Below are 25,308 nucleotides of genomic sequence, written 5' to 3' on the forward strand. Positions count from 1 at the left end.
AAGTAATTGTTAAATAAAATTTATATTTAGATTGGTTATTCCCTAGTAACCAATTAATTAACCATTAATTTTGCAAGTCTTAAATTGGCATTTGAAGTGCAACCCCATGTTATGACTATTCACATTTCTGCTCCATGATTCCTGGTTACTTATTAGTAATGTTATTATGTCAGGAGCGATACAAGAATTAGGGTAACCTTATTATGGAAATAGCGAATACGAAATTACTAGCTGGCGCTTTGATAGCCCTAACTTTAACTATAGTTAGCCCTGTCGTACTTGCAAATGATAACAATGATATACGAAAGACTATTGTAGTTAAGTTTGCTAAAAAAGCTTACTCTGCAAATTATTATGGAAGGATAGATGGATACAAGTATGATTCCTACAAATTTTATGCTAAAAAAGGGCAAAAGTTAAAAGTGAAGTTGACTGGAGGAAATGTTGAAGCTTACTTATGGGGTAATCAATTAAAAGACTCCATCAATCTTGGAGAATATTCTCCAGAGCTTGATGATAATGGTATTTATATTTTACCTGCTTCAGGTGAGTATGAAATTAGAGTATTACAACCTAGATCACAGGCAAGAAAAGATAAAAAACCTCAATACTGGATGAGTATTGACATTAAATAAAGACTTGCTAGATTTTTTTAAGCTTTTATACCAGGGTTCAAAAACTATTGCCAGTTAAACGGGGCGTGATTTTTATTCATATGTTTTTATATTAGTAAAAATGATATAGATACGTAATTCATGGAGATCGTTTCAATTTAGCAATTTCTAAATACATTTTGTCATTGGCATGTTGAATCCGTTCATTTGAGGGGTCGTATTGCTTCTGGACTTCACCTAAGAAAGGAGTTTCTTCACATAATTCAAAGTACCTTTCCATCGGTGTTTTATCTTTCAAAGCTGAATGTGGTCTCATCCAGTTATAGTAATGCTGCCATTCTGCCAGTTTGCTCTGAATTTCCTCTGAATCGATATCTACAGTAGCGTAGAACTCAGATTCATCAGTCTTTTGTGAGCGCTACCTTGCCATTCAGATAAGGTGAACCCGGTTTATTCGGCCTAAATTTGATCCCATACTGCATCATTTTTTCTGTACTTTTTCAGCAAAAAATTCTCGTCCACGATCGGTCCGTATTCGCTGTATGGGAAAAGGCATTTCTTCAATTACACAGTTAAAAAGTCGAGTGTATTCGCAGCTGTTCGGCGTTTATATATCCTTAAAACGCGATATCGTGTGCAGTCATCGATAGATGTGTACTGATATATCCAGCACCCAGTTTACAGGTATCCATTTGAATTCTATCGCCTGGTAATGGACGTTCATAACAAATGTAATCTACTTTACGACGGAATTTTTTAATCGGTTTGACTTAATGGGTGGATAGTACTTTATGGATAGTCGCCAAGGACAACGAGACTCCGTGCAGCTCATTAATTCGGTTTGCAAACGTCGAGCACCAAGATTTCTAGCTGAGCGCATTTCCAATATTAAAGCTTCTAGCTCAGCATTGATTTTAGTATTTGGCGATTTTAAGGGACATTTACTATGACTACTTAATCCATCTACTATGACTACTTAATCCATCAATACCTTGTTCAGAATATCGTTTCCACCACTTGCGTAAAGTTGGTCTAGAAATGCCACATCTCCGACAAACCAGGCCAGCATTATTGGTCTCTTCAAATAATTTAACCCATACGAGTCTTTGTTGAATTTCTCTGGTCATAGACACCCATTATATTGAAGTGATGTCTATGAATCACACAGATTATCATAAGACTTTTGCAACTGTCGCACCTCATGTTTGAATTCACCCATTAACAGAGTGCGAATTAGTCCTTGATTATGTTTGACCACATTTCAAGGAATAGTGTCCAACTTTCGGTATGCAGATTATGGTGTAGGGTTCTCTTAAAGTTTAAACCTTATTATTTTACTTCAGTAATGCTGATTGGCTGGTCTTTTACAAATTCAACAACCCCTTCACCACGTTTAAAGTGAATTGAAACTCCATTATTATTAGCTAAACGAATACCACTACCAGCAACTGTTTGCTTTAAACGATATACCATGCCTGAGTTATCAGTCATTAAAGCAGTTTCAAAGTTATCCGATGATTTCAGAAAAATTAATAAACCATTTGGACCAGAAAATTTAAGGACCTGCGTATCAGCTGAAGTATTTCTTGTAGCCTTATCTTGTAAAGTTTCAGTCTTTGAACTCGAAGTACACCCAGTCATTGCTAAAACTAACAAAGTTAAACTTAAAAAATATTTCATTTAAATACCTTTTTCATCTGTAAATCATAGGTATATTTATACTAATTGTTATAATTTAATAATAAAACAGATATTACTTTTTTTTACATAAAAAAGCCATAAATCGCATTTTGAACCTCACCGGATTTATCAGAGATTTTTTTATTTAAGTTAGGCCACCTGATCTAACGGGTTAATCTTATCATAGTACATTGCTTCAAACTCAAAAGGTGATACATAACCCAGTGCACTGTGTACACGCTTTTTATTGAACCAATCTACCCAGTTTAGTGTCGCAAGTTGTACATCTGCTAAACCTTGCCAATCTGCTTTTAAATATTCAATCATCTCTGTTTTGTATAAGCCATTCACTGTTTCAGCCAAAGCATTATTGTATGAATCCCCGTTGTACCGATTGATGCTCGTAAATTTTCTGCTCCTAAACGATTGGTATAGCGAATGGAAAGGTATTGAACCCCTCTGTCGGAATGATGAACCACATTCCTTGGCATACCTCAATCGTGCAATGCTTGCTCCAGTGCATCGAGCACCATATCTATATTCATACGTGTTGATACTTTCCATCCAACAATTGCTCGTGAGAACACATCAATAATAAAGGCGGTATAGACCCAACCTGAATGAGTTTGAATATACGTGAAGTCATCGACCTGAGCACTGCTTCGCAAGGGTCAGGATGATCAGCATTAAAATTACGTTTCACTAAATCATCTGCTCGTTTTTGGTCATCTCGGCTACGGGTGGTTTGTTTATTCTTACCACGCCAAACACCTTGTATACCTAGCTTCTGCATCAATCGAGCAACTGTACAACGTGCAATAACATAACCTTCACGTTTCAATTGTTGCCAGGCCTTACGCACACCATATCGACCTGAACTTTCTTTCCAAATTCGTTTAATTTGTTCAGCATGATGTAAATCATGCAGAGCACGTTTCGCTCGATGTTCTGGATTGTCAGCGAGATCTAAAGTTCGGTAATAGGTTGAAGCTGCGATCGGTAAAATCCTACAAATCGCATCAACACCATATCGATCTTTATTGTTATGGATAAAATCCACCATTATTTGTGTGGGCGGTCGAGCTCCGCCTGGGCGAAAAAAGCGGCTGCTTTACGTAGAATTTCATTAGCACGCTTTAATTCTTTAATTTCACGTTCCATTTGCTTCATTTTTTCTTGATCAGATATCTGTTGTACTTTAATAGGATTTTGCTGATCTAAATGCTTTTGATGCCAGGCACGAAGTGTTTCAGGAGTACAACCAATCTTAGGCGCAATTGCTGTGATTGCAGCCCAATTCGATGGATAATCTTTTTCGGATTCAATCAATAATTGAACCGCTCTTTCTCTGATTTCAGGGGTATATTTTAATTTTGTCATCGAACCTTGCGAAGCAGTGCTTCTCACTCAGAATATTGACTCTCCGACAAACCCGGTACGGTTCAGTTTGATATAGCTGTAACTATTCAATTGCATAAATAAAAATAAGTAGGAGATGCTTCTCATTTTTCCCTATTAATAAACTTGATCTCTGCTTTGTTGCGGTGAAACACCTGTCATGGCTTTATATGCCCGAGTAAAAGCACTATGTTCAGAATATCCAAGCATTAATGCAATATCAGCAATTTGTATATCTGTATTTTTTAAATATGAGTCTGCCAGTTCTTGGCGGACTATATTAAGTTCATTGCGAAAATTTGTATTGGCATTTTGAAGCTTTCGTTGAAGTGTACGAGGTGAACGACAAAGTTTTTCTGCAATAAGTTCTATTGTTGGTTCACCATGTGGCAATTGATGTGCGATAGCTTTACGCACTGCCTCAATTATTGGCTCTTCCTTGGGCAATTGCTCCAATAGCTGGTTTGCATGCTGTTCTATAATTGTTAATAGACTTGGGTCTAAGGTCTTTATTGGGAGCTCTAGAGTTTCTTTACTAATTCGTATCACAGTTTCAGATTGATTAAATAAAACTGGACAACCAAAATATTGCTCGTACTGCATCAAATCATCAGGACAATCATGCATAAATTGTACAAATATAGGTGTAATATTTTTCTGAACGGAACTTCTACAGAACTGCATAATGACAGTAATACCTGTTTCATCAACCAATAAATCTGGTTTGTATAAGGTGGTGTCCCAAACTAATTCCACCCAATCTGGACCTTCTCGTGTAATCATTGGAATCACATCGAATATTAACCTTTGATATTTTTCCAGTTTTTCTAAAGCCGAAGCAAGATTGTCGCAAGCTAATAATACATAGCCCAAAACGCCAAGATGCCTTGGAGTAATCTTTTGTCCAAGATGTAAACCTAACATTGGATCAGCTAGGGCGATTGCAGCACGTGAAAGTAATTGTTCCCATAATTCAATAGAAATACCTTTTAAAGCGTTTGTAAGAGGTTGTGGGCGAGGATATTTTAAGATTTCGTCTGGGATTATTTTTTTTGCTTCAAGATAGTCATAGAGTACATGCACGTATGTTTCAGGAATCATTTTTCTATAGATTGGTTTGCTCATTAATTAACCTGAGTTTCTAGCTTTATGGCGTGAAGTATCAAGTAGGCTGTCATTAAGAGTCAAGCTAAAAGCTTCATTTTCATTCAATATCTTTTGCATCATTCGTTGCAGTAATGAACGGTATCTGTTGTTTCAATGGAGTGCAAAATGGCAGTAAAAAATACTAAGAAGCCAGAAATCAATGAAATACAATTTAAATCTGGAAACTCTTATTGCAGTGGAACGCTTTATAAACCCACTACAAATGGACCATATCCGATCATTGTGATGGGACATGGCCTAGGCTCAGTCCGTGTGATGCGCTTGCCTGCTTATGCTGAAAGATTTGTTGAGGCAGGATATGGATGCTTGCTTTTTGATTATCGTCACTTTGGTACAAGTGGTGGTGAACCTCGCCAGTTATTGGATATCAATAAGCAATTGGAGGACTGGCGTTCAGCCTTGAGTTTTGTTCGTACTCAGAAAGATGTTGTTCAATCTAAAATTGTGATTTGGGGGACATCATTTGGTGGTGGGCATGTTCTTACTACTGCTGCAAATGATCATTCAATTGTAGCAGTAATATCTCAATGCCCATTTACAGATGGTTTAGCTTCTAGCTTAGCAACCAGTCCAATCAGCTCAATTAAAGTTACTGCACTTGCTTTAACAGATCGAATAGGTGCTATTTTTGGTGCAAAACCTATTATGGTTGCATCGGCTGGGAAACCGCACAGTGCGGCATTAATGACAGCCAAAGATTGTGAGGATGGATATCTACAGCTTGTACCTGAAAATTCAGAATTTCGAAATTATGTAGCAGCTCGATTTGCGCTCGATCTACTGACATATTTTCCGGGTAAATTCACCTCAAAAATTCAATGCCCAGTGCTATTTTGTGTGTGTGAAACAGATAGCGTTGCTCCAGCAAAAACCACCTTAAAACATGCTCAAAAAACACCACAAAAAGAAATCAAAATCTATTCAGAAGGTCATTTTGATATCTATGTGAATCAAGGCTTTGAAAAAGTCATTCACGATCAAATTGATTTTCTTAACCGGACTGTTTCAGCAAATTAAAAAAGGAATTGATTATGGCAAAATATGACTTAGATGGATTGGTAATTTTAATTACTGGCTCTACAGGTGGTTTAGGTTCAGCTTTGGCAACTGCTTTTGCAGCGAAAGGAGCTAAATTGGCCTTATTGGATATTAATTTAGAAGCAGCAGACAAACAGGCTACATCACTTGGCGGAGATACCATTGCCAAGGCATGGCAAGCCGATGTTTGTTCAATGGAAAGTCTTCAGAATGCTATTAATAGCGCTGCAGTACATTTTGGCCGGATTGATGTAGTGATTGCCAATGCTGGTATTACCTGTTTTGAACCAATTGAAAGTGCAAGTCCAGAACGGTTTGATCGAGTAATGGATATTAATTTAAATGGTGTATGGCGAACATTTAAAGCAGGTTTGCCTTACGTGCAAAAGCAGCAAGGTTATTTACTAGCAATCTCTTCATTGGCTGCCTTTTTCCATTCACCGTTACAGTCATCTTATTGTGCAAGCAAAGCTGGTGTTTGGGCTTTAAGCAACAGTATTCGTATGGAGCTTAAACATCTTAATGTCGGAGTTGGCAGTGTCCATCCTACTTTCTTTCATACGCCGTTGATGGATCAAACTTTTGATGATCCGGCCGGTCTGAAACTTTGGGGCGGTAACCAAACAGGCTTATGGAAAATGGTTGCACTTGAAGAAGTGGTCAATGCAATTGTTGATGCTGTAGAAAATCGCCGTGAATTTGTCGTAGTTCCGAAGAAAAATGGATTTGTTGCTCGTACACCTGGGCTTTTCCGTGGATTTATAGAACGAGTTGGGTTTAAAAACGAGGACGTCATTGAAGCGATTCGGCTTGCAGCATTAAAAAAATGATTTTATATAACAAAATCATAGATTATTTTTTAGAGAATAGTCTGTGATTTTCTATTGTGTATGCAACTCAAACCCATATATGTTGTCTTAAAAAAAATCCGTCGACATAAGTTTGATTTATAAGTAAGGATACTCGCATGTACATGCCGAAATTAGCTGATATATTTGACGGTCTCACCATTGAAACACCGTATACACCGCCAAAACATTGGTTACAGGGAAGAACTGCCTATGGTGGTTTTTCAGCAGCATTGGCTTTGCAGATTGCATTAAAGGAATTTCCAGAGGGGCTTCCTCCACTAAAAAGTGCGCAAATTGCGTTTATTGGCCCGGTCACTGAAAATGTGACATTTCATGCTGAAATTTTACGTCAAGGAAAGTCCGCGACACAGATTGCTGTTGATGCGCGTGTTCATGATGCACTCGTGCTCAGAACAGGTTTTATTTTTGCTGCGCCCAGAAAAAGTACAATTCAGCACAATCATATTAAAATGCCACAGGTAGACCGTCCTGAAGCATATTTACCTCCACCTGAGGAAATGTTTGTTCCAGATTTTTTCGATAATTTTGGTGTACGGTTTGTCAGTCAATCTACACCGGTATCTAACTCCGAAACGCCAGAATTACTGGCTTGGGTACATCTAAAGGACGCAACTTCTATATCACCTGAAATTGCATTACTACTTATCGGAGATTGTCTCCCACCAGCATCAATGGCTTGTTTCAAGACTCCAGCACCTATTAGCTCAATGAATTGGGCTGTCGATTTTGCACAATCTGCTAAACATAGCGAATGGTATCTTTTGAAGTCATTTAGCTTGATTTCTGATCAAGGATATTCTTATCAAATGATGCATGCGTGGAATGAAAAAGGGGAGTTGGTTTTATCTGGAACTCAAACTGTTGCCATTTTTGCTTGAGTTTTATTTATTTAGTTTTAATGATGAATGTAATCAAAGTAATTTTTTATTGAAAATAATGATACTTTACATAAATCATTCGATGAGCTCTTTATAGTTGCTACTGGCTTTGTTGCACAAACCTATCTCTAAGGCTTATTCCACAATATAATTTTCAAATGAATAAGCCTACACCTAAAATTTATCGTACAACCAATTGGTCTTCATATAACCGAGCACGCATTCATCGCGGAAACATTGCCATTTGGTTTGATTCAGCCACCGAATGGTATGCTCCGTATCGGTAAACACGGGCGAAATTAAATCTACTCCGACGCAGCCATCCAATGCTGTTTAATAATCAAATCACTTTTTAATCTGTCTTTACGTATGGTCACAGGCTTTGTGCAAAGTCTGATTAAACTCTCTGGCTTAAATGGGACGGCCCAGATTATTCGACCATATGCAGAAGACAAAAGCATATTGATATTGCGATTAGCTATCAAAAAACTTGTGATGCACTATATCTACTCGTTGACTCTACTGGCTTGAGTTTTTTAGGTAAAAGTGAATGGAAACGTAAGAAGCATCAGCCTGAATATCGACGACAATGGCGTAAACTGCACATAGGTATAGATGCTGAAACACTGCAAATACGTGCAGTTCAGCTTACAACAAATAATGTCAGTGACTCACAGGTTCTTGGTGATTTACTTGATCAAATTCCACAAGATGAGCGGATTGACTCTGTTTATACTGAAGGCTCTTATGACACCAAGCAATGCCATCAGGTCATTGCAGATCGGCAAGCGCATGCGGTGATTCCACCTAGAAAAATGCGAAACCATGGAAAGATACAAAGAGTAGCTCGCTAGAGCGAAATGAATTACTCCGAACAGTTAATCTAGCGAAGCAGTGCTTCTTGTATCTTGATTGATATAGTGATTAGCTACCACTATACGCAAATTGTAGAGTTTGGAGTGCTGCTAAAATCTTAAATTTGAATCTGAGATAAAACCTACAATTTGCCCTTATCCCTCATACAACTCTGAACGGTAACTAAGCACTTTGATGCTGTATTCACAAGGTAAGATGATGGTTAATGGGATAAAAATCATAGCTTAAACTCAAGGAATATCACCATGATTATGCTAGGTATTGATGTCAGTAAAACCAAAATAGATTGTTGCATTTTCCCTCAAGGTTTGACTGGAAAAAGAAAAAATAAAATATTTACCAATACAGAAAGTGGCTTTGGCAGTCTGCTCAAATGGCTCATCACTCTTAAAATTGAACCTGATCAAGTGACAGCAATCATGGAAGCGACTTCGGTTTATCATGAGAATTTGGGATATTATCTATATGATGCAGGTGTAAAGGTTTGTGTGGCTAATCCTTCACGAGTAAGAGCCTTTGCCAAAGCCATGTCCATGCTAAATAAAACGGATAAAGCTGATAGTGAAGCTCTTTCACGTTATGGTTACACCGCAAAGTTAATCATATGGCAGCCTGAACCTGAAAATGTCAGATTATTAAAAGCTTTACTAGGCAGACGAGATGTCTATCTAGGTAGTCTATTGCAGGAAAAGAATCGACTTGAAAAGGCGCAGTCCACTCATACCTCCGTTGTTGTGATCAAATTACTTGAAGAGAATATTGAGTATTTAAATCAGCAACTTGAAAATATTGATAAGTTAATAAATAATCACATAGATCAAGATCCAACATTGAAACAGGATTTGAAATTACTGCAAACTATTCCGTCAATCGGTGAACGATCAGACTTATTACTGTTGGGGTTATTTCATTCGCACAAGTTTGAAAAAGCAAGTCGAGCTGCTGCATATGTAGGTTTGGTTCCAGTACATCAGTTGTCTGGCAGTTCAGTCAACAAGCAAAGTCACTTATCAAAAGCAGGTGACAGTAAAATACGCTCAGTATTGTATATGTCGGCATTAACAGCGATTAAATATAATCCACACATTGAAGCTTTATATCAACGATTATTAAGCCAGGGTAAAAATAAAATGTGTGCTTTAGGTGCTGCAATGCGCAAGCTTATACATCTGTGTTATGGCGTTTTAAAACATCAGACTGCCTATCAAAGAGATTATTTAGTGGTCGAATAATCTCAAAACCTGATTGACTACCAAGACGGTATCTCAGGTAGACACTATGGAAAAATGGTCAGGCTATCATCGGCGAAGTTTAGTTGAAACTAAGATGCGCTGCATTAAATTATTAGGAGATAAACTCAGTACAAGAAGTTTTGATAGCCAAGTCAATGAGCTTCATGCACGTGTAGCAGTCCTTAATAGATTTACGGAATTAGGTCGACCACTTACCCAAGTTACGCCTTAAATTTGGCTCAATTAGGGGCGCTTTGCCTTTCAAATATTTGTGCAATAAAGCCGTTGGAAAGTAACCTTGAAACAAGTTATAAGCTTCTTTTTAATAAATTACTGAGTATTTGTATAAATATTCAACATCTGATTTTTTTTAAACCAGATATTGAATTAAAATAAAAACCAATAAACAAGAATAAACATCATTGGTATTTATATTTTAATTATGTTCATTTACAATAAAAATTACTAAGTCAATACATATTTAGTCTAAAATATCCATCAATCAAAAATGTGTGATAGCTTCGAACGTTAATCTTTGCATACTTGTAATTTTGAGTATTACTTCAATTCTCTAAGCTAATTCTTTACAAGTGTTCCTATCACCATAATTGTTATTCTTGTCTTCGCTATAAAGCGATCCAAACCTGCCCTCCATGGTCATAATCGCATGAACAAATTTTTAAAATACCTATTGGTATTCATCGTTCTGCTTATTATTGCAGCACTAATCTTTTTATTTAGACCTATCGCGTCTAAGAAAATTCAAAACACCAGCAATGAGCCTGTCGTTGACGCAGTCTTAGTTGGTGGTGGCATCATGAGTGCAACCCTAGGCACATATCTTAGTGAACTTGAGCCAAACTGGCAAATTCGCATGTATGAACGCCTAGACAAAGTTGCACAAGAAAGCTCTAACGGCTTCAATAATGCTGGCACAGGTCACTCTGGCTTTATGGAAATGAACTACACCTCTGAAAAAGATGGGAAAATGGACATTACCAAAGCTGTAAAAGTGGCTGAACAATTTGAAGTTGCAAAACAGTTCTGGTCTTATCAAGTCAAAGAAGGTGTTTTGGGACGACCAAATAGTTTCATCAACCCTGTACCGCATATTGCTTTCGTTTGGGGTGATAACGTGAATTTCCTCGAAAAACGTTACGCTGCAATGGTTAAAAACCCAATGTTTTATGGCATGAAATTCTCTGAGAATCCTGCTGAAATTAAACAATGGGCACCATTGGTGATGAATGGCCGTGATGCTGCACAAAAAGTAGCTGCAACACGCATGGATGTAGGTTCGGATGTGAACTATGGTTCAATCACCACTCAATTGGTCGATCACCTTAAAAAACAACCTAATTTCCAGTTACAAACATCGACTGAAGTGACTGGCATTAGCCAAAACGATGATAAAACGTGGACTGTTGCATTTAAAAACCTCACTACAGGGAAAACAGATCACGTGAAAACGCGATTTGTCTTTATTGGTGCAGGCGGTGCAGCGGTTAAACTTTTACAAATGACAGGCTTACCAGAAGCGAAGCAATATGCTGGCTTCCCTGTAGGTGGCGTGTTCTTAATGACCGACAACCCAAAAGTCACTGAAGGTCATACTGCAAAAGTTTATGGTCGTGCTGAATTAGGCGCACCGCCAATGTCTGTTCCACATATTGATACACGTTATATCGACGGTAAAAAATATGTGTTGTTTGGTCCATTTGCAACTTATTCAAACAAGTTCTTAAAACAAGGTTCTCAGCTTGATTTATTGAAATCAACCACTAAGAACAACGTTTTACCAATGACCGCTGTAGGTATGGAAAATCTTGATTTGGTGAAATATTTAGTTAGCCAAGTCATGATGACCGATGAAGACCGTTTTAATGAGTTGAAAAAATACTATCCTGATGCAAAACCAGAAGACTGGCGCATGAATCAAGGTGGTCAACGTGTTCAAATCATTAAGAAAGAACCAGGCAAACCTGCAAGCTTGCAATTTGGTACCGAGATTTTTGCATCACAAGATGGTGCTGTGACTGCCCTATTAGGTGCGTCTCCTGGTGCTTCAACTTCCCCTTATATTATGTTGAGCTTGCTTGAAAAAGCATTCCCTCAGCAAGTAGCAGGTAAATGGAATCCGAAATTACATGAAATTGTAAAATCGTACCAACAAGAACTCAGCACTAATCCTGTGCTTCTTGACCAAGTTCGCCAATACACCAGCACAACCCTTGGTTTGAAATATACACCTATGGCTAAAGCTGCAAATGACGAAACTATTGCGGTAGCAAAAGCACAGTAATCTGCTTTAAACCCTAAAAAGGATGGACTTTGCGCCATCCTTTTTTAATTCATATTTGAAACTATTCTATTTATGTCGCTTTTCCATTCCGATGCTTTTTTGGCTTTTCGTTCACGTGATTTTTCACTTCTGAGTGTCAATCAGTTGTGCTTAATTCTAACCATCATGATTCAAGAAGTCGTCATTGCCTATAGTATCTATCAACTCACTCAAAATCCACTCAGCCTTGGCATGATTGCCTTAATTGAGTTACTCCCCTTTATTTGCCTCTCCCTGATCAGTGGCGACTGGGCTGATCGCTATAACCGACAAAAAATTGTGCAGTGGAGTTTTAGCTGTAGCACTTTAATTCCATTATTATTTATTGTTCTTTTTTCTCAGTATCAACAACAGCACATTCAACAAAATACACTTTTATGCGGCATTTATAGCCTCATCTTTTGCTTAGGCATACTTAGAGGCATTTACAGCCCATCATTTAATTCATTACGCCCTTTTCTAACCCCCGAGTCAGCCTATAGCAATGCAGCCACATGGACCGCGCTCATTTGGCAAATAGGCGGCATTTTAGCACCTTTATGCGCAGGACTTTTACTCGGCCAACTTGGGCTTGAAAAAACCTTCTTTATTGTTTTTTTCTTGTGTTGCGTGGGTAGCATCTGCTTATTCGGATTAAGTCCTCGTCAATTCCCTAGCCCCCATAAACAGCATTTAAGCAAAAGTTTGAAAGAAGCCTATTTGTTTATTTTTAAACATCCACTAATGTTTTGGAGTATGTTGCTGGATCTCGGCGCCATGCTTTTTTGTAGTGTCATTATCTTACTGCCTATTTTTGCACACGATATCCTGCATCTTGGTGTTGAAGGCTTAGGTATACTCAGAGCTGCACCAGCTATTGGCGCCTGTATCATGATGTTGATGTTGACCTGTTATTCTCCGATGCAAAATGCATGGAGAAATATGCTCTATAGTAGTTTTGCAATTGCTTTGTGTACTTTAGCCTTTGCACTATCCTCCCATGTTTGGCTCTCAGTCTTCTTCCTTGTTTTAATCGGTGCCTTTGATAGCATCAGCATGGTCATTCGACAAACTTTATTACAGCAACTCCCCCCAAAAGCACTATTAGGGCGTGTAGCGGCTTTAAATGGCATATTAGTCACTTCAGGCAATCAGCTCGGTGCCCTACACATGAGCCTGATGACGCGCTATTTTTCTGTGGTGTCAGCAGTACTTATTGGAGGGACGCTGTGTTTAATAATCTGTGTTCTAAGCTTTACTCGTACGCGACATTTATTCAAGCCATCTCCAACACTAAAAAAACATGCCACAGTGGCAAAAAGTGAATAGCATGTTAAGCTTCAAATCTTCTTTTAATATGATGTGAGTTTTCAATAGAGCAAATTATGAAACAGATTTTCCCCTTTTCACATATTCTCTATACCAAACTCTATTCTTTCGTACTATCAGTGCTGTTGGCTTATTGCCTATTCAATGCAATTTATACGTTCATTATTGGTGGAACTGGTTTTTATTTATTTGCAACTTTTATTTTAGCTTTTCAATGTAATTTCGCGTTACGCACTTCTCTGCATGACCGTATTTACACCAGTTTAGGGTTAGTTTTGCTTATTATTGGGTTATTGTATACACATGGAATTCACTTTCTAAACCATTTAAAAACAATTGTATTGGTTCCTGCTTTAATTTTAACTGCCTTTGGAATAGATAATTTATATAGAAAGCCAAATAGACTTAGTTGTCTTAAAGTTGGACTGATCCTCGGCCTATTACTATTAGCTTATATTCAATATTATGATTTAGTAGAACTGCAAAATTATTATGACTCTTTACATAATGATGAGACTTGGCAGCAATTTGGCGCATTATAACAGCTGGCACAAAAAATTCGGTGGGTGAAAAATTTACAATCCTAATTCTGATTTATCATGTTATTACATAGGAAAACTGCCTTTAAAAGGCGGGTCTTGCTAGTCTGGAATTGCAGACGAAAGAGAATAAAATGCCTGTATATCAGATTCTAGAAATTGATCATTTTCAGCATCATAAACAAAAGATTTTTCTTCTAATAAGTATTGGCCATCTTGCTCATTAAGAAAATTTTAAAGTTATTTGCTTGATCAGGGAAAATTTGTTCTCCGTCAAAAAAGATCATAACAATCTCGAACGGCTTTGTTGCACAAAGATGTTCTTAAGGGCTTTTTCAGCAATATAATTTTCAAATGAAGAAGCATACACATAAAATTTACCGCACAACCAATTGGTCCGCATATAACAGAGCACGCATTCATTGCGGAAACATTGCCATTTGGTTTGATCCTGCTACGCAATGGTATGCTCCATCAAAAGGCAAACTAGGACGAAATCAAATCTACTCCGACGCAGCCATCCAATGCTGCTTAATGATTAAATCCTTATTCCGTCTGTCTTTACGTATGGTCACAGGCTTTGTGCAAAGTATGATTAAACTTTGCGGATGAGCAGCCCCGAATATCAGTGATATTCGTACACCACGCTTTGTAGAAGACAAAAGCATATTGATATTGCAATCTTGGAGAATATTCTCCAGAGCTTGATAATAATGGTCTTTATATTTTACCTGCTTCAGGTGAGTATGAAATTAGAGTATTACAACCTAGATCACAGGCAAGAAAAGATAAAAAACCTCAATACTGGATGAGTATTGACATTAAATAAAGACTTGCTAGATTCGTTTAAGCTTTTATACAAGGGTTCAAAAACTATTGCCAGTTAAACTGGGGCGTGATTTTTACGTATATGTGTTTATGTTAGTAAAATGATGTAGATCACTTGTTCAATCCCCCGAGGAATAATTTAATCTTGCCGTGCGTTAGTCACTTTTCTTTCAAAAGTTGATTATATCTTTCAACGTAACCAACGTGATATTCAAGCCCTTTTGATAGGAATTTGCAGTGAAAGAATAGGCGAAACTTGTCTTAAATAATGGTAATTCCTTATCTTTAAAATAAAGAACGCCCGATGAAATTCATTAGGCGTTTACTTTAACTAAATGTCAGCTTATTTTATAACCAGATGTACTTGTCAATCATGATTCTTTTTCTCAATTGCCTTAAAAAAACAATCTTGCTATTTTTGACTTTTCACACCATTTTGTTCAATTTGTACTGCGGCTTGCCAGCTAGGTAGTTGGCTTAAACCTGCTACATAACGTTGGATATGCGGATAATTTTCACCTTGTCCCATATGATAAACTAAAGCATGTAGTCCAAAGCCCATCATAAAGTCAGCACCGGTTAAACGGTCTGCCACTAGAAATTCTTTATCTTTTAAATATTCATTTAAATAGCTAAATACTTTATCGAACTCAACTTGAGTATAATTTTCTAGAAATACCAACTTCGTACCCTGCTTGGTTTCTATCGCATTAAACGTTTTTAACAAAAATGGCAGCATGGCCGAGCTTTCTGAGAAATGAATCCACTGTAGATAATCGACATAGGTAGGTTCATCCATATCTGGTGCTAAATGCGGCGCAAGTTTCTGAATTAATAACTCAATGATTGCGCCTGACTCTGCAATAACTTTGCCATCCCATTCCAATACTGGAGATTTCCCTAAAGGATGGATGGTTTTTAAAGAGTCAGGGGCCAAATGCGTGTTTGAGTCACGATAATAGCGTTTCAGCTCATAAGGCTGCTTGATTTCTTCAAGTAACCACAAAATGCGAAAAGAACGTGACTGATCTAAATGATGTAGTGTAATCATGATAATTCCTATTTTTTTAAATTTTTACAACGACTTTGCCAAAGTTTTCGCCTTTCAACATACCATTGAAAGCATTGATCGTGTTATCTAAACCTTGCACCATATGCTCTTTATATTTGATTTTTCCGTCTTTCAACCATTCAGACATTTGCTGATAGAATTCCGGATACTGACTGCCATAGTCATCAAAAATAATAAAGCCTTGCATGCGAATACGCTTTTTTAAAAGGGTGGAAATAAAGCCCGGTAAACGGTCTGGCCCTTGTGCTTGCTCGGTAGCGTTATACTGGGAAACCACACCACACACCGGTACACGTGCCGCAGAGTTAAGCAATGGCCATACCGCATCAAACACTTTACCCCCTACATTCTCATAATAAATATCAATACCGTTGGGAACTGCTTGTTGTAATTGTTCTGCAAAATTTTCATCATGATGATTGATACAAGCATCGAAACCGAGCTCTTCTACTGCATAACGACATTTTTCAGACCCACCTGCGATGCCAACCACGCGACAACCTTTAATTTTGCCAATCTGTCCAACCGTAGCACCAACAGGTCCCGTTGCAGCTGCAACGACTAAAGTTTCACCGGCTTTAGGCTGACTAATGTCCAACAGCCCCATATAAGCAGTAAATCCTGGCATTCCCAAAATACCCAGTGCCCAAGATGGATGTTCAGGTTGCATACCTAAGCTTTGACATGCAGTCCCATTAGAAATTGCGTATCCCTGCCAGCCATTTCCTGAAAGAACCCACTCGCCTTCTTTGAATTTTGGGTTTTTAGAGGCTACCACTTGACTGACTGTTCCACCGACCATCACTTCGCCAATTTCAACCGGTGCTGCATATGAAGGAGCATCACTCATGCGACCACGCATATAAGGATCGAGTGACAAGTAAATGGTCTTTAACAACATTTCGCCTTGTTTAAGTTCATTGAGCTCAACTTGCTCAATACGAAAATCGCTGTGTTTTGGCTCACCGACTGGCCGTTGAGCTAAAACGATACGTTGATTAATAACTGTTTTCACACATATAACTCCATGTTTTATTTAGAAGTATTTCTCTTCACAATCAAAAATTATGATTAAAATTTCTTTACATCCATTGTAGATGAGTTATAATAAAAAACAATACGACTGGTCTATTTTTTACAATAGAGTAAATAATTAATATGAAGCCTACTCCTATTAAAAAGTCTGAAGCGAAGCGCTTACACATTCTTAACACCAGTTCAGACCTGATTTTGCATAAAGGTTTTACTGGTGTAGGATTACAGGAAATTTTACAGAGCTGTGAGATCCCCAAAGGCTCGTTTTATCATTATTTCCAATCCAAGGAAGCTTTCGGATGTGAATTGGTACAGCATTATGTAGATAATTACCAAGTCCGTTTAAATGATGTATGGCGTAGTGATAAATCCCCTTATCAAAAGCTGATTGAGTATTTTAATTTATGGATAGAAGATCCTGAAACACAGTGTGGTTGGGCGGATAGCTGTTTAATTGTGAAACTTGCCGCAGAAGTTGCCGATCTATCTGAAGATATGCGCTCCATTATGTCCGCTGGCGTCGATGATGTAATCCAACGGATTGCTGCTTTAATTGATTTGGGAAAACAGGATCAGTCTATCCAAGCAGATACTGAGGCCTCGACGTTGGCACAAGTACTTTACCAAATGTGGTTAGGTGCAGCATTACTGAGTAAGTTGCAAAAAGATAAAACGCCATTACATCAAGCTCTGAGAGCAACTAAATTTCTATTAAAAAGTGAAGATTCATAAAAATTAAATTAAATATCAACAACATAATTAATGGTTTATGATAGCAACCCAATGATTACTTATTCATGTATTGCTATTAGATCGATTTACAATCCATGAGTATAGCGTGCAATGAATTCTCCTTCTAAAGCCCTCATGACTCGTATTTTAGTCGGATATTTAGGCTTATATCCCACACTATTACTAGTACTCACTTTATTAAAGCCAATTACTCAGCATCAAAGTTTCCCGATGATGGTGTTGATTGAAGTCATAGTATTAGTGCCAGTAACGCAACTGATTTCTTTCCCACTGGCAGGTTGGCTCATTACACAGCTAAAAAATTTTAAGAATTTGTTTTAACAAGAAATTGTGCTGGCAACAGCAATCCTAAGCCCTTATTTTGCCAACCTTTGTGGTTGGCAAAATAACTCACTTAGTCGAGATTAATCTGCGTAAGCTGGATAATCAATATAGCCTTTTTCCGTCCCACCATACATAGTGCTTGCATCTACTGTATTCAACGGCCAGCCATTAACGATGCGATCGGGTAAATCTGGATTCGCAATAAATGGGCGTCCAAATGCAATTAAATCGGCCAGTCCTGCCTCTAAAATTCGAGTCCCTCTTTCTGCCGTATATCGACCTGCATAAATAATCCGACCACTGAAAGTGTCTCTGACATCTCTACGAAAATCATGAGGAAGTTCTGGTGCATTATCCCAATCAGCTTCTGCAATCGATAAATAGGCAATCCCAACTTCTTCAAGTATTTTTATGGCTTCAATATAAGTCACATGTGGATCATCTTCAACCAACCCTATGTAAACACGATCTTCCTCTGTACTTTCAAATAGCGGGGCAAAACGCACTCCTAAACGATCTGCACCAACCACCTCAGCAACTGCCTCTACTACTTCACGTAAAAAACGCAAACGATTGTTTAGTGATCCACCATATTCATCTTCACGGTGGTTACTATGTGCAGAGATAAATTGATTTACCAAATAACCATTTGCACAATGAATTTCAACCCCATCAAAACCAGCAGCCAAGGCATTGCGTGCTGCTTGAGCATAGAGTTGCACTAATTCTTTAACCTCTGCATTGCTTAAAGCACGTGGCATGGAAGGATCAGCCAAGGTCCCTGCATTGGGCCCGGTCTCAATAAAGACTTTAACATTACTATCAGCCCTAATAGCCGAGGGCGCGACCGGTAATGCATGATCGGGTTGCAAAGATGTATGTGAAACACGCCCAACATGCCAAAGCTGTGCAAAAATAATGCCTCCTTTAGCATGCACTGCTTCCGTCACTTTACGCCATCCAGCAATCTGTTCAGGGCTATAAATACCGGGAGTCCAAGCATAGCCTTGACCACGTGGCTCGATTTGCGTACCTTCGGTGACCATAAATCCTGCCCCGGCACGCTGTTGATAATAGGTTGCCATTAAGTCATTTGGAATATTCCCTGGCTGAGTACTGCGCGACCGCGTTAATGGTGGCAATACAATACGGTTTTGTAAAACATAAGGGCCTAAGCTTAAGTTTTGAAAAAGTTTGCTGGTCTTCATGTCATTGTATCCAAGTAATCATGACTAAATTGATCTAAACTAAAAAAATACCCTTCCTTCCTGTATATAGAAAAATAAAGGAAGAAAAGCTATTCACTCAGGCCCTTCACCATTAAATGAGGGTTATTTTGCTTATTGAGCCAGTTGCTCAAAGTCAGAAGTTTTATTCACTGCTAAGCACCACAACAGACACTAGCTACTCTTTATTTCAACAATTGAAGTAATGCTGTAGCGGTTGCAGCAGAAGAGGCTGGATTTTGTCCAGTAACCAGCAAGCCATCTACTTGAACATATACTTGCCAATCATCCACTTTAGAATAATGACCACCGTTTTCTTTAAGCATGTCTTCGACTAAAAATGGTACAATTTCAGTCAAACCTACAGCGGCCTCCTCAGTATTGGTGAAACCAGTCACTAATTTACCGCTAACTAAAGGCGCTCCATTACTCGCTTTCACATGACGAAGAACACCCGGGGCATGACACACTGCTGCAACAGGTTTGCCAGACTGAATCGCCTGTTCAATCAGAGAAATTGAAATCGGATCTTCTGCTAAATCCCACAATGGGCCATGCCCGCCTGGATAAAACACTGCATCATAATCAGCTACAGAAATTTCGCTAAGTTTATGCGTCTGTGCCAATGCTTGCATTGCAGTTGGATCTGCTTCAAAACGATGAGTGGTTTCAGTTTGAGCATCGGCTAAATTACTTTTCGGATCTAGTGGTGGCTGCCCACCTTGAGGCGACGCCAGCGTAACTTCAGCACCAGAGTCAATAAAGGTGTAATACGGTGCAGCAAGTTCCTCTAGCCAGAAACCTGTTTTCTTACCAGTATTGCCAAGTTGATCATGTGAGGTTAAAACGATTAAAATTTTCATGTTATTTCTCCGATAATTTTCATGATTGAGGAGCATTGTTACAGGGTCAGAGCATGCCAGATACGCGCATTTAGCTTAGATGCTCATCTCGAGAATTTGGCGACTGATCTCTAATGAAACATTTTTATGTTCGCCTAGCTGTGTAAGATTATGTGATTTAAGTTGCGTAATGATGATCTCAATATCTGTCTCCCCCAGCCCATAATCACTAAGACGAGTCGGCAATCCAAGTTCCTCAAAGAAGGCTCGAGTACGAGCAATAGCAGTATCAATACGTTGTTCTTCATCACCTTCGACAATCTGCCAGACACGAGCTGCATACTGTAGTAATTTTTCTCGCTTCTCTTGACGACGCACTTGTAGATTGGCCGGCAACACAATCGCCAAGGTACGAGCATGATCAATACCATGTAAAGCCGTGAGCTCATGTCCAATCAAATGGGTTGACCAATCTTGTGGTACACCAGCTCCAATTAGCCCATTCAGTGCCATGCTAGCAGCCCACATCAAATTCGCACGCGTGTCATAATCTGCTGAATCTTCCAAGATTTTCGGCCCAATCTCAATCAAAGTTTGCAATAGACCTTCGGCAAAACGATCTTGTACTTGTGCATTCACAGGGTAAGTTAAGTACTGTTCCATGACATGAATAAATGCATCGACCACGCCATTAGCTAACTGGCGTGTCGGCAAGCTAAAAGTTTTATTCGGATCGAGTACGGAAAATTGCGGAAAAACATAGGGACTGCTAAATGACAACTTGGCTTGGGTCGATTTTCTGGTGACTACCCCACCGCTATTCATTTCTGAACCAGTTGCCGGAAGGGTGAGTACACTTGCAAAAGGCAAAGCTTGAGTAATTTTAGTACCATGGGTTTCTAAAATCTCCCATGTATCCCCTGTATAATTGACTGCTGCTGCAATAAATTTAGTACCATCAATTACCGATCCACCACCGACAGCCATCAAGAAATCTATCTTTTGTTCTCGAATCAGCTCTACGGCTTTCATGAGGGTTTCATAACTCGGATTCGGCTCAATTCCGCCAAATTCATGAATTTCTCTTGCACCTAATGCTTCACGCACCTCAGCTAAAGTACCATTCTTACGTGCACTTTCACCACCAAACAACATTAATACTTTTGCTTCTGTAGGCACATAGTCATTGATTTTAGCTATTGTATCGCCACCAAAAATAATGCGGGTCGGATTATAAAAGTTAAAATTCAGCATATTTTTATCCTAGGATGATCAACTAATTGATTTGAAAAACCACCGTTATTCATCAAATAAACTTTAAAAAATTGGACAACACTGCGGCTTTTGCCTATACCATGTGGTGACTATACATAAAAATAGACCAGTCGTCTATTTTTATAAAAATTATTTCAGCTTGCAACTTTAGTGATGGTTAAAAAATCCAGGCTTGTTCTATACCGCTTTTATTATTGATGTATTTTCACGAGCGATTGTTGGATGAAAGGTATCAACACGTATGACTACTGACATGGTCATGAACGCATTGGCTAAAACAGTGGTGATTGAATATTTAAAGCAGATTGGCACGGTTTAGCAGATGTACAAATGCGACAGTGAATTAAATATATTGGTTCAATATAAAGCATGTACATGGGTGCATTCGTTTATTTACCCTGTTTTGATATTGATCCATGTAAATGATGAAATTAAGCCATTAAATAAAGTAGCCCAACTTGAATAAAAAGCCTCCGACAAACCTCAAAGGGTTGAAGTGCTGTCTTTCATTCGAAATTTCAGGCAGCACTTTCATACATTTAGGCGTCAGTATGAGCTGGTAGTTTACTAGCCAAAACATCTACTTTTTCAATTGATGGTGGCTCTGAAAATAGCTCATCGGCCTGAGCCATCAAAGCAGCTGCAACCTTGCCAGATAAATGTGCTTGGCGACCCGCCTCATCAGGAAATGCATCAAAAATACCAAATGTTGTAGGCCCAAGACGTAGGCCAAACCACGCAACTGTCGCAGGTTCTTCCATTACAATAGGTAAACCGGCTTTAAGGAAAGCTTCCACTTCGTCTTCTTTACCCGGTTTAGCTTCAAGGCGGACATATAAAGCTGTTTTAAGCATGACTAAAACTCCACAATTGATTAGAATTCAAACGATTCTGACATTGCTAATGGATGCATGTCAGAAAGTTTTGTTGTATAAAAGTTAAAAAAAATTCCCATAGCTGAGCCAAAATCTGATTTTTTTATTTCGGCATAATGCTATGAATTTATTCAAGTTAATATCATTAACATTTGAATCAAAAAATTAAGATATGAGATGATTAAATTCAATCTTAGTTATATAAGGATCAATTGATTCGTCCTTAGATTTATAAGCTGACCTCTTCATCTGGAAATTATATTGCTCAAGAGACATTCAAGAACAACATGTACATCCTCATATCTATGAAAGTTATTTAGCTAGGAATTTGCTGTGAAACTCTAGATGTTTCTCTATAAAGCTCGCAATGAAGTAATAGCTATGGTCATACCCTTCTCTTAGGTTAAGTGTAAGAGGATATTCTTGTTCCAAACAAATATCACTAAGAAGCTTAGGCCTTAACTGTTCTTCAAGAAAATCATCAGCTGTTCCCTGATCGACTAAAATAGGTAAATGAACTTCAGCGTTTTTGATTAATTCAATCGCATCATAGCTTTTCCATAAAGTTTCGGTTTCACCTAGGTAGTGTGTGAAAGCCTTTTTCCCCCAAGGTACTTGGCTAGGTGCAACAATTGGTGCAAAAGCAGAAATACTTTTATACAGCTCAGGGTTTTTTAAACCAATTACTAATGCACCATGACCACCCATGCTATGCCCCATAATGCTTTGGACTTGATTGGTCGGAAAATTCAGGTCTATCAGATTTCTGAGCTCTTCCACAATATAATCATACATTTTGAAATGCTGTGACCAGGGGGCTTTTGTTGCATTTACATAGAATCCTGCGCCTTGGCCTAAATCATAATCTGCATGATCTGGTACATCCTCTCCACGTGGGCTGGTATCTGGTGCAACAATAATGACTTTATGTTCAGCCGCATACTTTTGTGCGCCGGCTTTAGTAATAAAGTTCTGTTCGTTGCAAGTCAGTCCTGATAACCAATATAAAACTGGCAACCGCTCATCTTTGTCATGAGGTGGCAGATATATTGAGAATTTCATTGAACAGTTTAATGCTATTGACTGATGGCGATACACTTCTTGCGATCCACCAAAAGAAGCATGTTTCTCAATTATTTCCATAATCAATTACCTATGTTGAGCAAGACTTCATGAGAAATCGAGTAAACAAAGAGTCTGACATTCTTCACAGAGAATAGTGATAAAGATTTAAAATGTAGGCAGGTTTATTGAAGCTATACACGATGCCTGCACAGATAGATCTGTTTTACAGATGATGTGCCGTTTTAGAGGATTCCATGCATGTCATTCATGATGCACATGCATGGAAAAGTATAAGGCCTGACGGAATTACTCGTAATGAATTACAGTACGAATTGACTTACCTTCATGCATTAGATCAAAGGCTTCATTGATCTGATCCAAGCCCATGGTGTGTGTCACAAATGGTTCTAATTGAATTTTACCTTTCATGGCATCTTCAACCATTCCTGGAAGTTGCGTGCGACCTTTTACGCCACCAAAAGCAGAACCTAACCATTTACGACCAGTAACTAGTTGGAATGGACGGGTAGAGATTTCTTGACCTGCGCCAGCTACACCAATAATTACGGATTGTCCCCAGCCACGGTGTGCACTTTCAAGGGCTGCACGCATTACATTCACGTTGCCAATACATTCAAATGAATGATCTACACCCCAGCCAGTCATTTCGACAATTACTTGCTGGATCGGTTTATCGTAGTCTTTAGGGTTCAAGAAGTCCGTTGCACCAAACTCTTTTGCCAGCGCAAATTTATCTGGATTCATGTCAACCACAATAATACGTCCTGCTTTAGCTTGACGTGCGGCTTGTACGACTGCTAGACCAATACCACCTAAACCAAAGACCGCAACACTATCACCTTCTTGTACTTTAGCGGTGTTGTGTACTGCACCGATACCCGTTGTGACACCACAACCTAGTAAGCAGACATGTTCGTGATTGGCTTCAGGATTGATTTTAGCCAATGATACTTCTGCCACTACCGTGTATTCACTGAACGTTGAGCAGCCCATATAGTGGTAAATCGGTTGACCATTATAGGAAAAACGAGTTGTGCCATCTGGCATTACGCCTCTACCTTGAGTTTCGCGAACGGAAATACACAAGTTCGATTTTCCAGATTTACAGAATACGCACTCGCCACATTCAGCGGTGTAAAGTGGAATTACATGATCACCTGGTTTGACGCTAGTCACGCCTTCACCAACCTCAACTACGACACCAGCACCTTCATGCCCGAGAATAGCCGGAAAAACACCTTCAGGATCATCGCCAGATAAAGTAAATGCGTCTGTATGACACACACCGGTATGGGAGATCTTGATTAATACTTCACCTTTCTTCGGTGGTGCAACATCAACCTCAACAATTTGAAGAGGTTGACCAGGACCAAACGCAACGGCAGCACGTGACTTCATGGAATAATTCCTTATACAGATCTATTTTAAATATGATTTTAGAATCTTGGCGATTTCAGCCAATTCTTCTTTTCGTTGTTGTTCTGTGGTTTCACCTGATACTAAAGTGTCTTTTAAATGAACCTCTAACATCTCATTCATTAAACCATTAATAGCACCACGCACAGAGCATATTTGTTGCAGAATTGCACCACATTCCACATTGTCTTCTAACGCTTTTTCAATCGCTTGCGTCTGACCTTTGATCTTTCTGACGCGTAGAAGAATCTTTTTTTTGTCTTCAACCTGATTAGGCATCAGACCTCCTTATTTGCTAGCATTTATACTATAGTACCCCATAGTATAAAAAAAGCAATAATTTTTATAAATCGAAAAATCAAAAAGGTCTTTAGCGAAAATTTTCTATCCCTGTTTTTAGTTTTTTTAAATTAACGTCGTAGAGCTTATGCGAAGGTCACAAAAAAATGGGACTTTTAGCTGCCATTTTTTATTTTGGCTCATGTTCTTTGTAATGCTGTGACCTTTTAGAATTATGTTTCAAATTTTAGCCACTTTGTAGATATTTTGAACGTTTCAAGCCTTGAAAATACTACCGACAGTTTAGATTAAACTGCCTTTACAGACTGTACTAGAATATTTTTAGTGAGCGGA

21 protein-coding genes, 6 pseudogenes and 1 other annotated feature are annotated in these 25,308 nt (G+C 38.5%); of the genes and pseudogenes, 14 read left to right on the forward strand and 13 right to left on the reverse strand.

Translation table 11 applies throughout. The annotated features are described in order from the left end of the window. The first annotated feature begins 203 nt into the window (after positions 1-203). Complete coding sequence (locus FOC32_RS00525) at positions 204-635, forward strand: PPC domain-containing protein (protein WP_004780041.1); 432 nt, start codon at positions 204-206, stop codon at positions 633-635. 118 nt (positions 636-753) lie between these two features. On the opposite strand, the pseudogene FOC32_RS00530 reads toward FOC32_RS00525, so the two are convergent. The 4 genes and pseudogenes from FOC32_RS00530 to FOC32_RS00545 form a co-directional block, all read right to left on the reverse strand. Beyond that, a pseudogene (locus FOC32_RS00530) lies at positions 754-1,741 on the reverse strand (IS481 family transposase). A gap of 202 nt (positions 1,742-1,943) precedes the next feature. Beyond that, positions 1,944-2,294 carry a hypothetical protein gene (locus FOC32_RS00535; protein ID WP_004780042.1) on the reverse strand — a complete coding sequence of 117 codons (351 nt, stop codon included), beginning with the start codon at positions 2,292-2,294 and terminating at the stop codon, positions 1,944-1,946. Positions 2,295-2,444: 150 nt separating this feature from the next. Further along, a pseudogene (locus FOC32_RS00540) lies at positions 2,445-3,674 on the reverse strand (IS3 family transposase). Next, positions 3,283-3,399, reverse strand: a sequence feature (AL1L pseudoknot). Its footprint overlaps the pseudogene before it by 117 nt. Before the next feature lie 135 nt (positions 3,675-3,809). Further along, positions 3,810-4,817 carry an AraC family transcriptional regulator gene (locus FOC32_RS00545; RefSeq protein ID WP_004812151.1) on the reverse strand — a complete coding sequence of 336 codons (1,008 nt, stop codon included), beginning with the start codon at positions 4,815-4,817 and terminating at the stop codon, positions 3,810-3,812. 147 nt (positions 4,818-4,964) lie between these two features. Here FOC32_RS00545 and FOC32_RS00550 point away from each other — a divergent pair, with 147 nt between their 5' ends. From FOC32_RS00550 to FOC32_RS00595, 10 genes and pseudogenes are all read left to right on the forward strand, one after another. Further along, positions 4,965-5,876 (forward strand): alpha/beta hydrolase, encoded by a 912-nt coding sequence (locus FOC32_RS00550; protein ID WP_004780048.1) that lies wholly within the window; start codon positions 4,965-4,967, stop codon positions 5,874-5,876. A 14-nt stretch (positions 5,877-5,890) separates the two neighbouring features. Beyond that, on the forward strand, positions 5,891-6,727 hold the full coding sequence (locus FOC32_RS00555) for an SDR family NAD(P)-dependent oxidoreductase (protein WP_004780050.1): 837 nt from the start codon (positions 5,891-5,893) through the stop codon (positions 6,725-6,727). A gap of 137 nt (positions 6,728-6,864) precedes the next feature. Continuing rightward, positions 6,865-7,647, forward strand: a complete 783-nt coding sequence (locus FOC32_RS00560; protein WP_004780052.1) for a thioesterase family protein — start codon at positions 6,865-6,867, stop codon at positions 7,645-7,647. A 158-nt stretch (positions 7,648-7,805) separates the two neighbouring features. Next, positions 7,806-8,527 (forward strand): annotated as a pseudogene (locus FOC32_RS00565) (IS5 family transposase); the annotation flags it as partial. 241 nt (positions 8,528-8,768) lie between these two features. After that, a complete protein-coding gene (locus FOC32_RS00570; RefSeq protein WP_004812148.1) occupies positions 8,769-9,755 on the forward strand; it encodes an IS110 family transposase in 987 nt (328 codons plus the stop codon). Between the two features lie 49 nt (positions 9,756-9,804). Continuing rightward, a pseudogene (locus FOC32_RS00575) lies at positions 9,805-9,987 on the forward strand (IS5/IS1182 family transposase); the annotation flags it as partial. 435 nt (positions 9,988-10,422) lie between these two features. Beyond that, complete coding sequence (gene mqo, locus FOC32_RS00580) at positions 10,423-12,057, forward strand: malate dehydrogenase (quinone) (protein ID WP_004812147.1); 1,635 nt, start codon at positions 10,423-10,425, stop codon at positions 12,055-12,057. Positions 12,058-12,129: 72 nt separating this feature from the next. Then, entirely contained in the window at positions 12,130-13,404 is a 1,275-nt protein-coding gene (locus tag FOC32_RS00585) for an MFS transporter (protein WP_004812146.1), read from the forward strand. 56 nt (positions 13,405-13,460) lie between these two features. Next, positions 13,461-13,946 (forward strand): hypothetical protein, encoded by a 486-nt coding sequence (locus FOC32_RS00590; protein ID WP_004780074.1) that lies wholly within the window; start codon positions 13,461-13,463, stop codon positions 13,944-13,946. A 351-nt stretch (positions 13,947-14,297) separates the two neighbouring features. Beyond that, positions 14,298-14,626: pseudogene (locus FOC32_RS00595) on the forward strand (transposase); the annotation flags it as partial. A 557-nt stretch (positions 14,627-15,183) separates the two neighbouring features. On the opposite strand, the gene FOC32_RS00600 reads toward FOC32_RS00595, so the two are convergent. Together FOC32_RS00600 and FOC32_RS00605 are read right to left on the reverse strand one after the other, a co-directional pair. Then, a complete protein-coding gene (locus FOC32_RS00600) occupies positions 15,184-15,822 on the reverse strand; it encodes a glutathione S-transferase family protein (protein WP_004812145.1) in 639 nt (212 codons plus the stop codon). A 16-nt stretch (positions 15,823-15,838) separates the two neighbouring features. Further along, positions 15,839-16,858 carry an NADP-dependent oxidoreductase gene (locus tag FOC32_RS00605; protein WP_004812144.1) on the reverse strand — a complete coding sequence of 340 codons (1,020 nt, stop codon included), beginning with the start codon at positions 16,856-16,858 and terminating at the stop codon, positions 15,839-15,841. 143 nt (positions 16,859-17,001) lie between these two features. On the opposite strand from FOC32_RS00605, the gene FOC32_RS00610 reads away from it, so the two are divergent. Together FOC32_RS00610 and FOC32_RS00615 are read left to right on the forward strand one after the other, a co-directional pair. Then, positions 17,002-17,610, forward strand: a complete 609-nt coding sequence (locus tag FOC32_RS00610) for a TetR/AcrR family transcriptional regulator (RefSeq protein WP_004281836.1) — start codon at positions 17,002-17,004, stop codon at positions 17,608-17,610. Positions 17,611-17,721: 111 nt separating this feature from the next. Further along, entirely contained in the window at positions 17,722-17,952 is a 231-nt protein-coding gene (locus FOC32_RS00615) for a hypothetical protein (RefSeq protein ID WP_001087973.1), read from the forward strand. Positions 17,953-18,035: 83 nt separating this feature from the next. Here FOC32_RS00615 and FOC32_RS00620 read toward each other — a convergent pair whose 3' ends face one another. The 3 genes from FOC32_RS00620 to FOC32_RS00630 form a co-directional block, all read right to left on the reverse strand. Next, on the reverse strand, positions 18,036-19,163 hold the full coding sequence (locus tag FOC32_RS00620; protein ID WP_004812143.1) for an alkene reductase: 1,128 nt from the start codon (positions 19,161-19,163) through the stop codon (positions 18,036-18,038). A 203-nt stretch (positions 19,164-19,366) separates the two neighbouring features. Further along, complete coding sequence (locus FOC32_RS00625; RefSeq protein ID WP_004761253.1) at positions 19,367-20,044, reverse strand: type 1 glutamine amidotransferase domain-containing protein; 678 nt, start codon at positions 20,042-20,044, stop codon at positions 19,367-19,369. Between the two features lie 75 nt (positions 20,045-20,119). Further along, on the reverse strand, positions 20,120-21,277 hold the full coding sequence (locus tag FOC32_RS00630; protein ID WP_004812142.1) for an iron-containing alcohol dehydrogenase: 1,158 nt from the start codon (positions 21,275-21,277) through the stop codon (positions 20,120-20,122). Between the two features lie 190 nt (positions 21,278-21,467). Between FOC32_RS00630 and FOC32_RS17215 the strand changes: the two are divergent. Beyond that, a pseudogene (locus tag FOC32_RS17215) lies at positions 21,468-21,764 on the forward strand (hypothetical protein); the annotation flags it as partial. Positions 21,765-21,837: 73 nt separating this feature from the next. On the opposite strand, the gene FOC32_RS00635 reads toward FOC32_RS17215, so the two are convergent. From FOC32_RS00635 to FOC32_RS00650, 4 genes are all read right to left on the reverse strand, one after another. After that, positions 21,838-22,152 (reverse strand): putative quinol monooxygenase, encoded by a 315-nt coding sequence (locus tag FOC32_RS00635; RefSeq protein WP_004812141.1) that lies wholly within the window; start codon positions 22,150-22,152, stop codon positions 21,838-21,840. A gap of 333 nt (positions 22,153-22,485) precedes the next feature. Next, the gene (gene fghA, locus FOC32_RS00640) at positions 22,486-23,316 is read right to left on the reverse strand and encodes an S-formylglutathione hydrolase (protein ID WP_004812138.1); all 831 of its coding nucleotides are present in this window, start codon (positions 23,314-23,316) and stop codon (positions 22,486-22,488) included. Between the two features lie 228 nt (positions 23,317-23,544). Continuing rightward, positions 23,545-24,657: an S-(hydroxymethyl)glutathione dehydrogenase/class III alcohol dehydrogenase gene (locus FOC32_RS00645; RefSeq protein ID WP_000842149.1), complete on the reverse strand. Its 1,113-nt coding sequence runs from the start codon at positions 24,655-24,657 to the stop codon at positions 23,545-23,547. Positions 24,658-24,678: 21 nt separating this feature from the next. Next, on the reverse strand, positions 24,679-24,954 hold the full coding sequence (locus FOC32_RS00650) for a metal/formaldehyde-sensitive transcriptional repressor (RefSeq protein ID WP_001133624.1): 276 nt from the start codon (positions 24,952-24,954) through the stop codon (positions 24,679-24,681). Between the last annotated feature and the right edge of the window lie 354 nt (positions 24,955-25,308).

The sequence above is a fragment of the Acinetobacter sp. FDAARGOS_724 genome, assembly GCF_013364475.1.
In the GTDB taxonomy this organism is placed as follows: domain Bacteria; phylum Pseudomonadota; class Gammaproteobacteria; order Pseudomonadales; family Moraxellaceae; genus Acinetobacter; species Acinetobacter variabilis.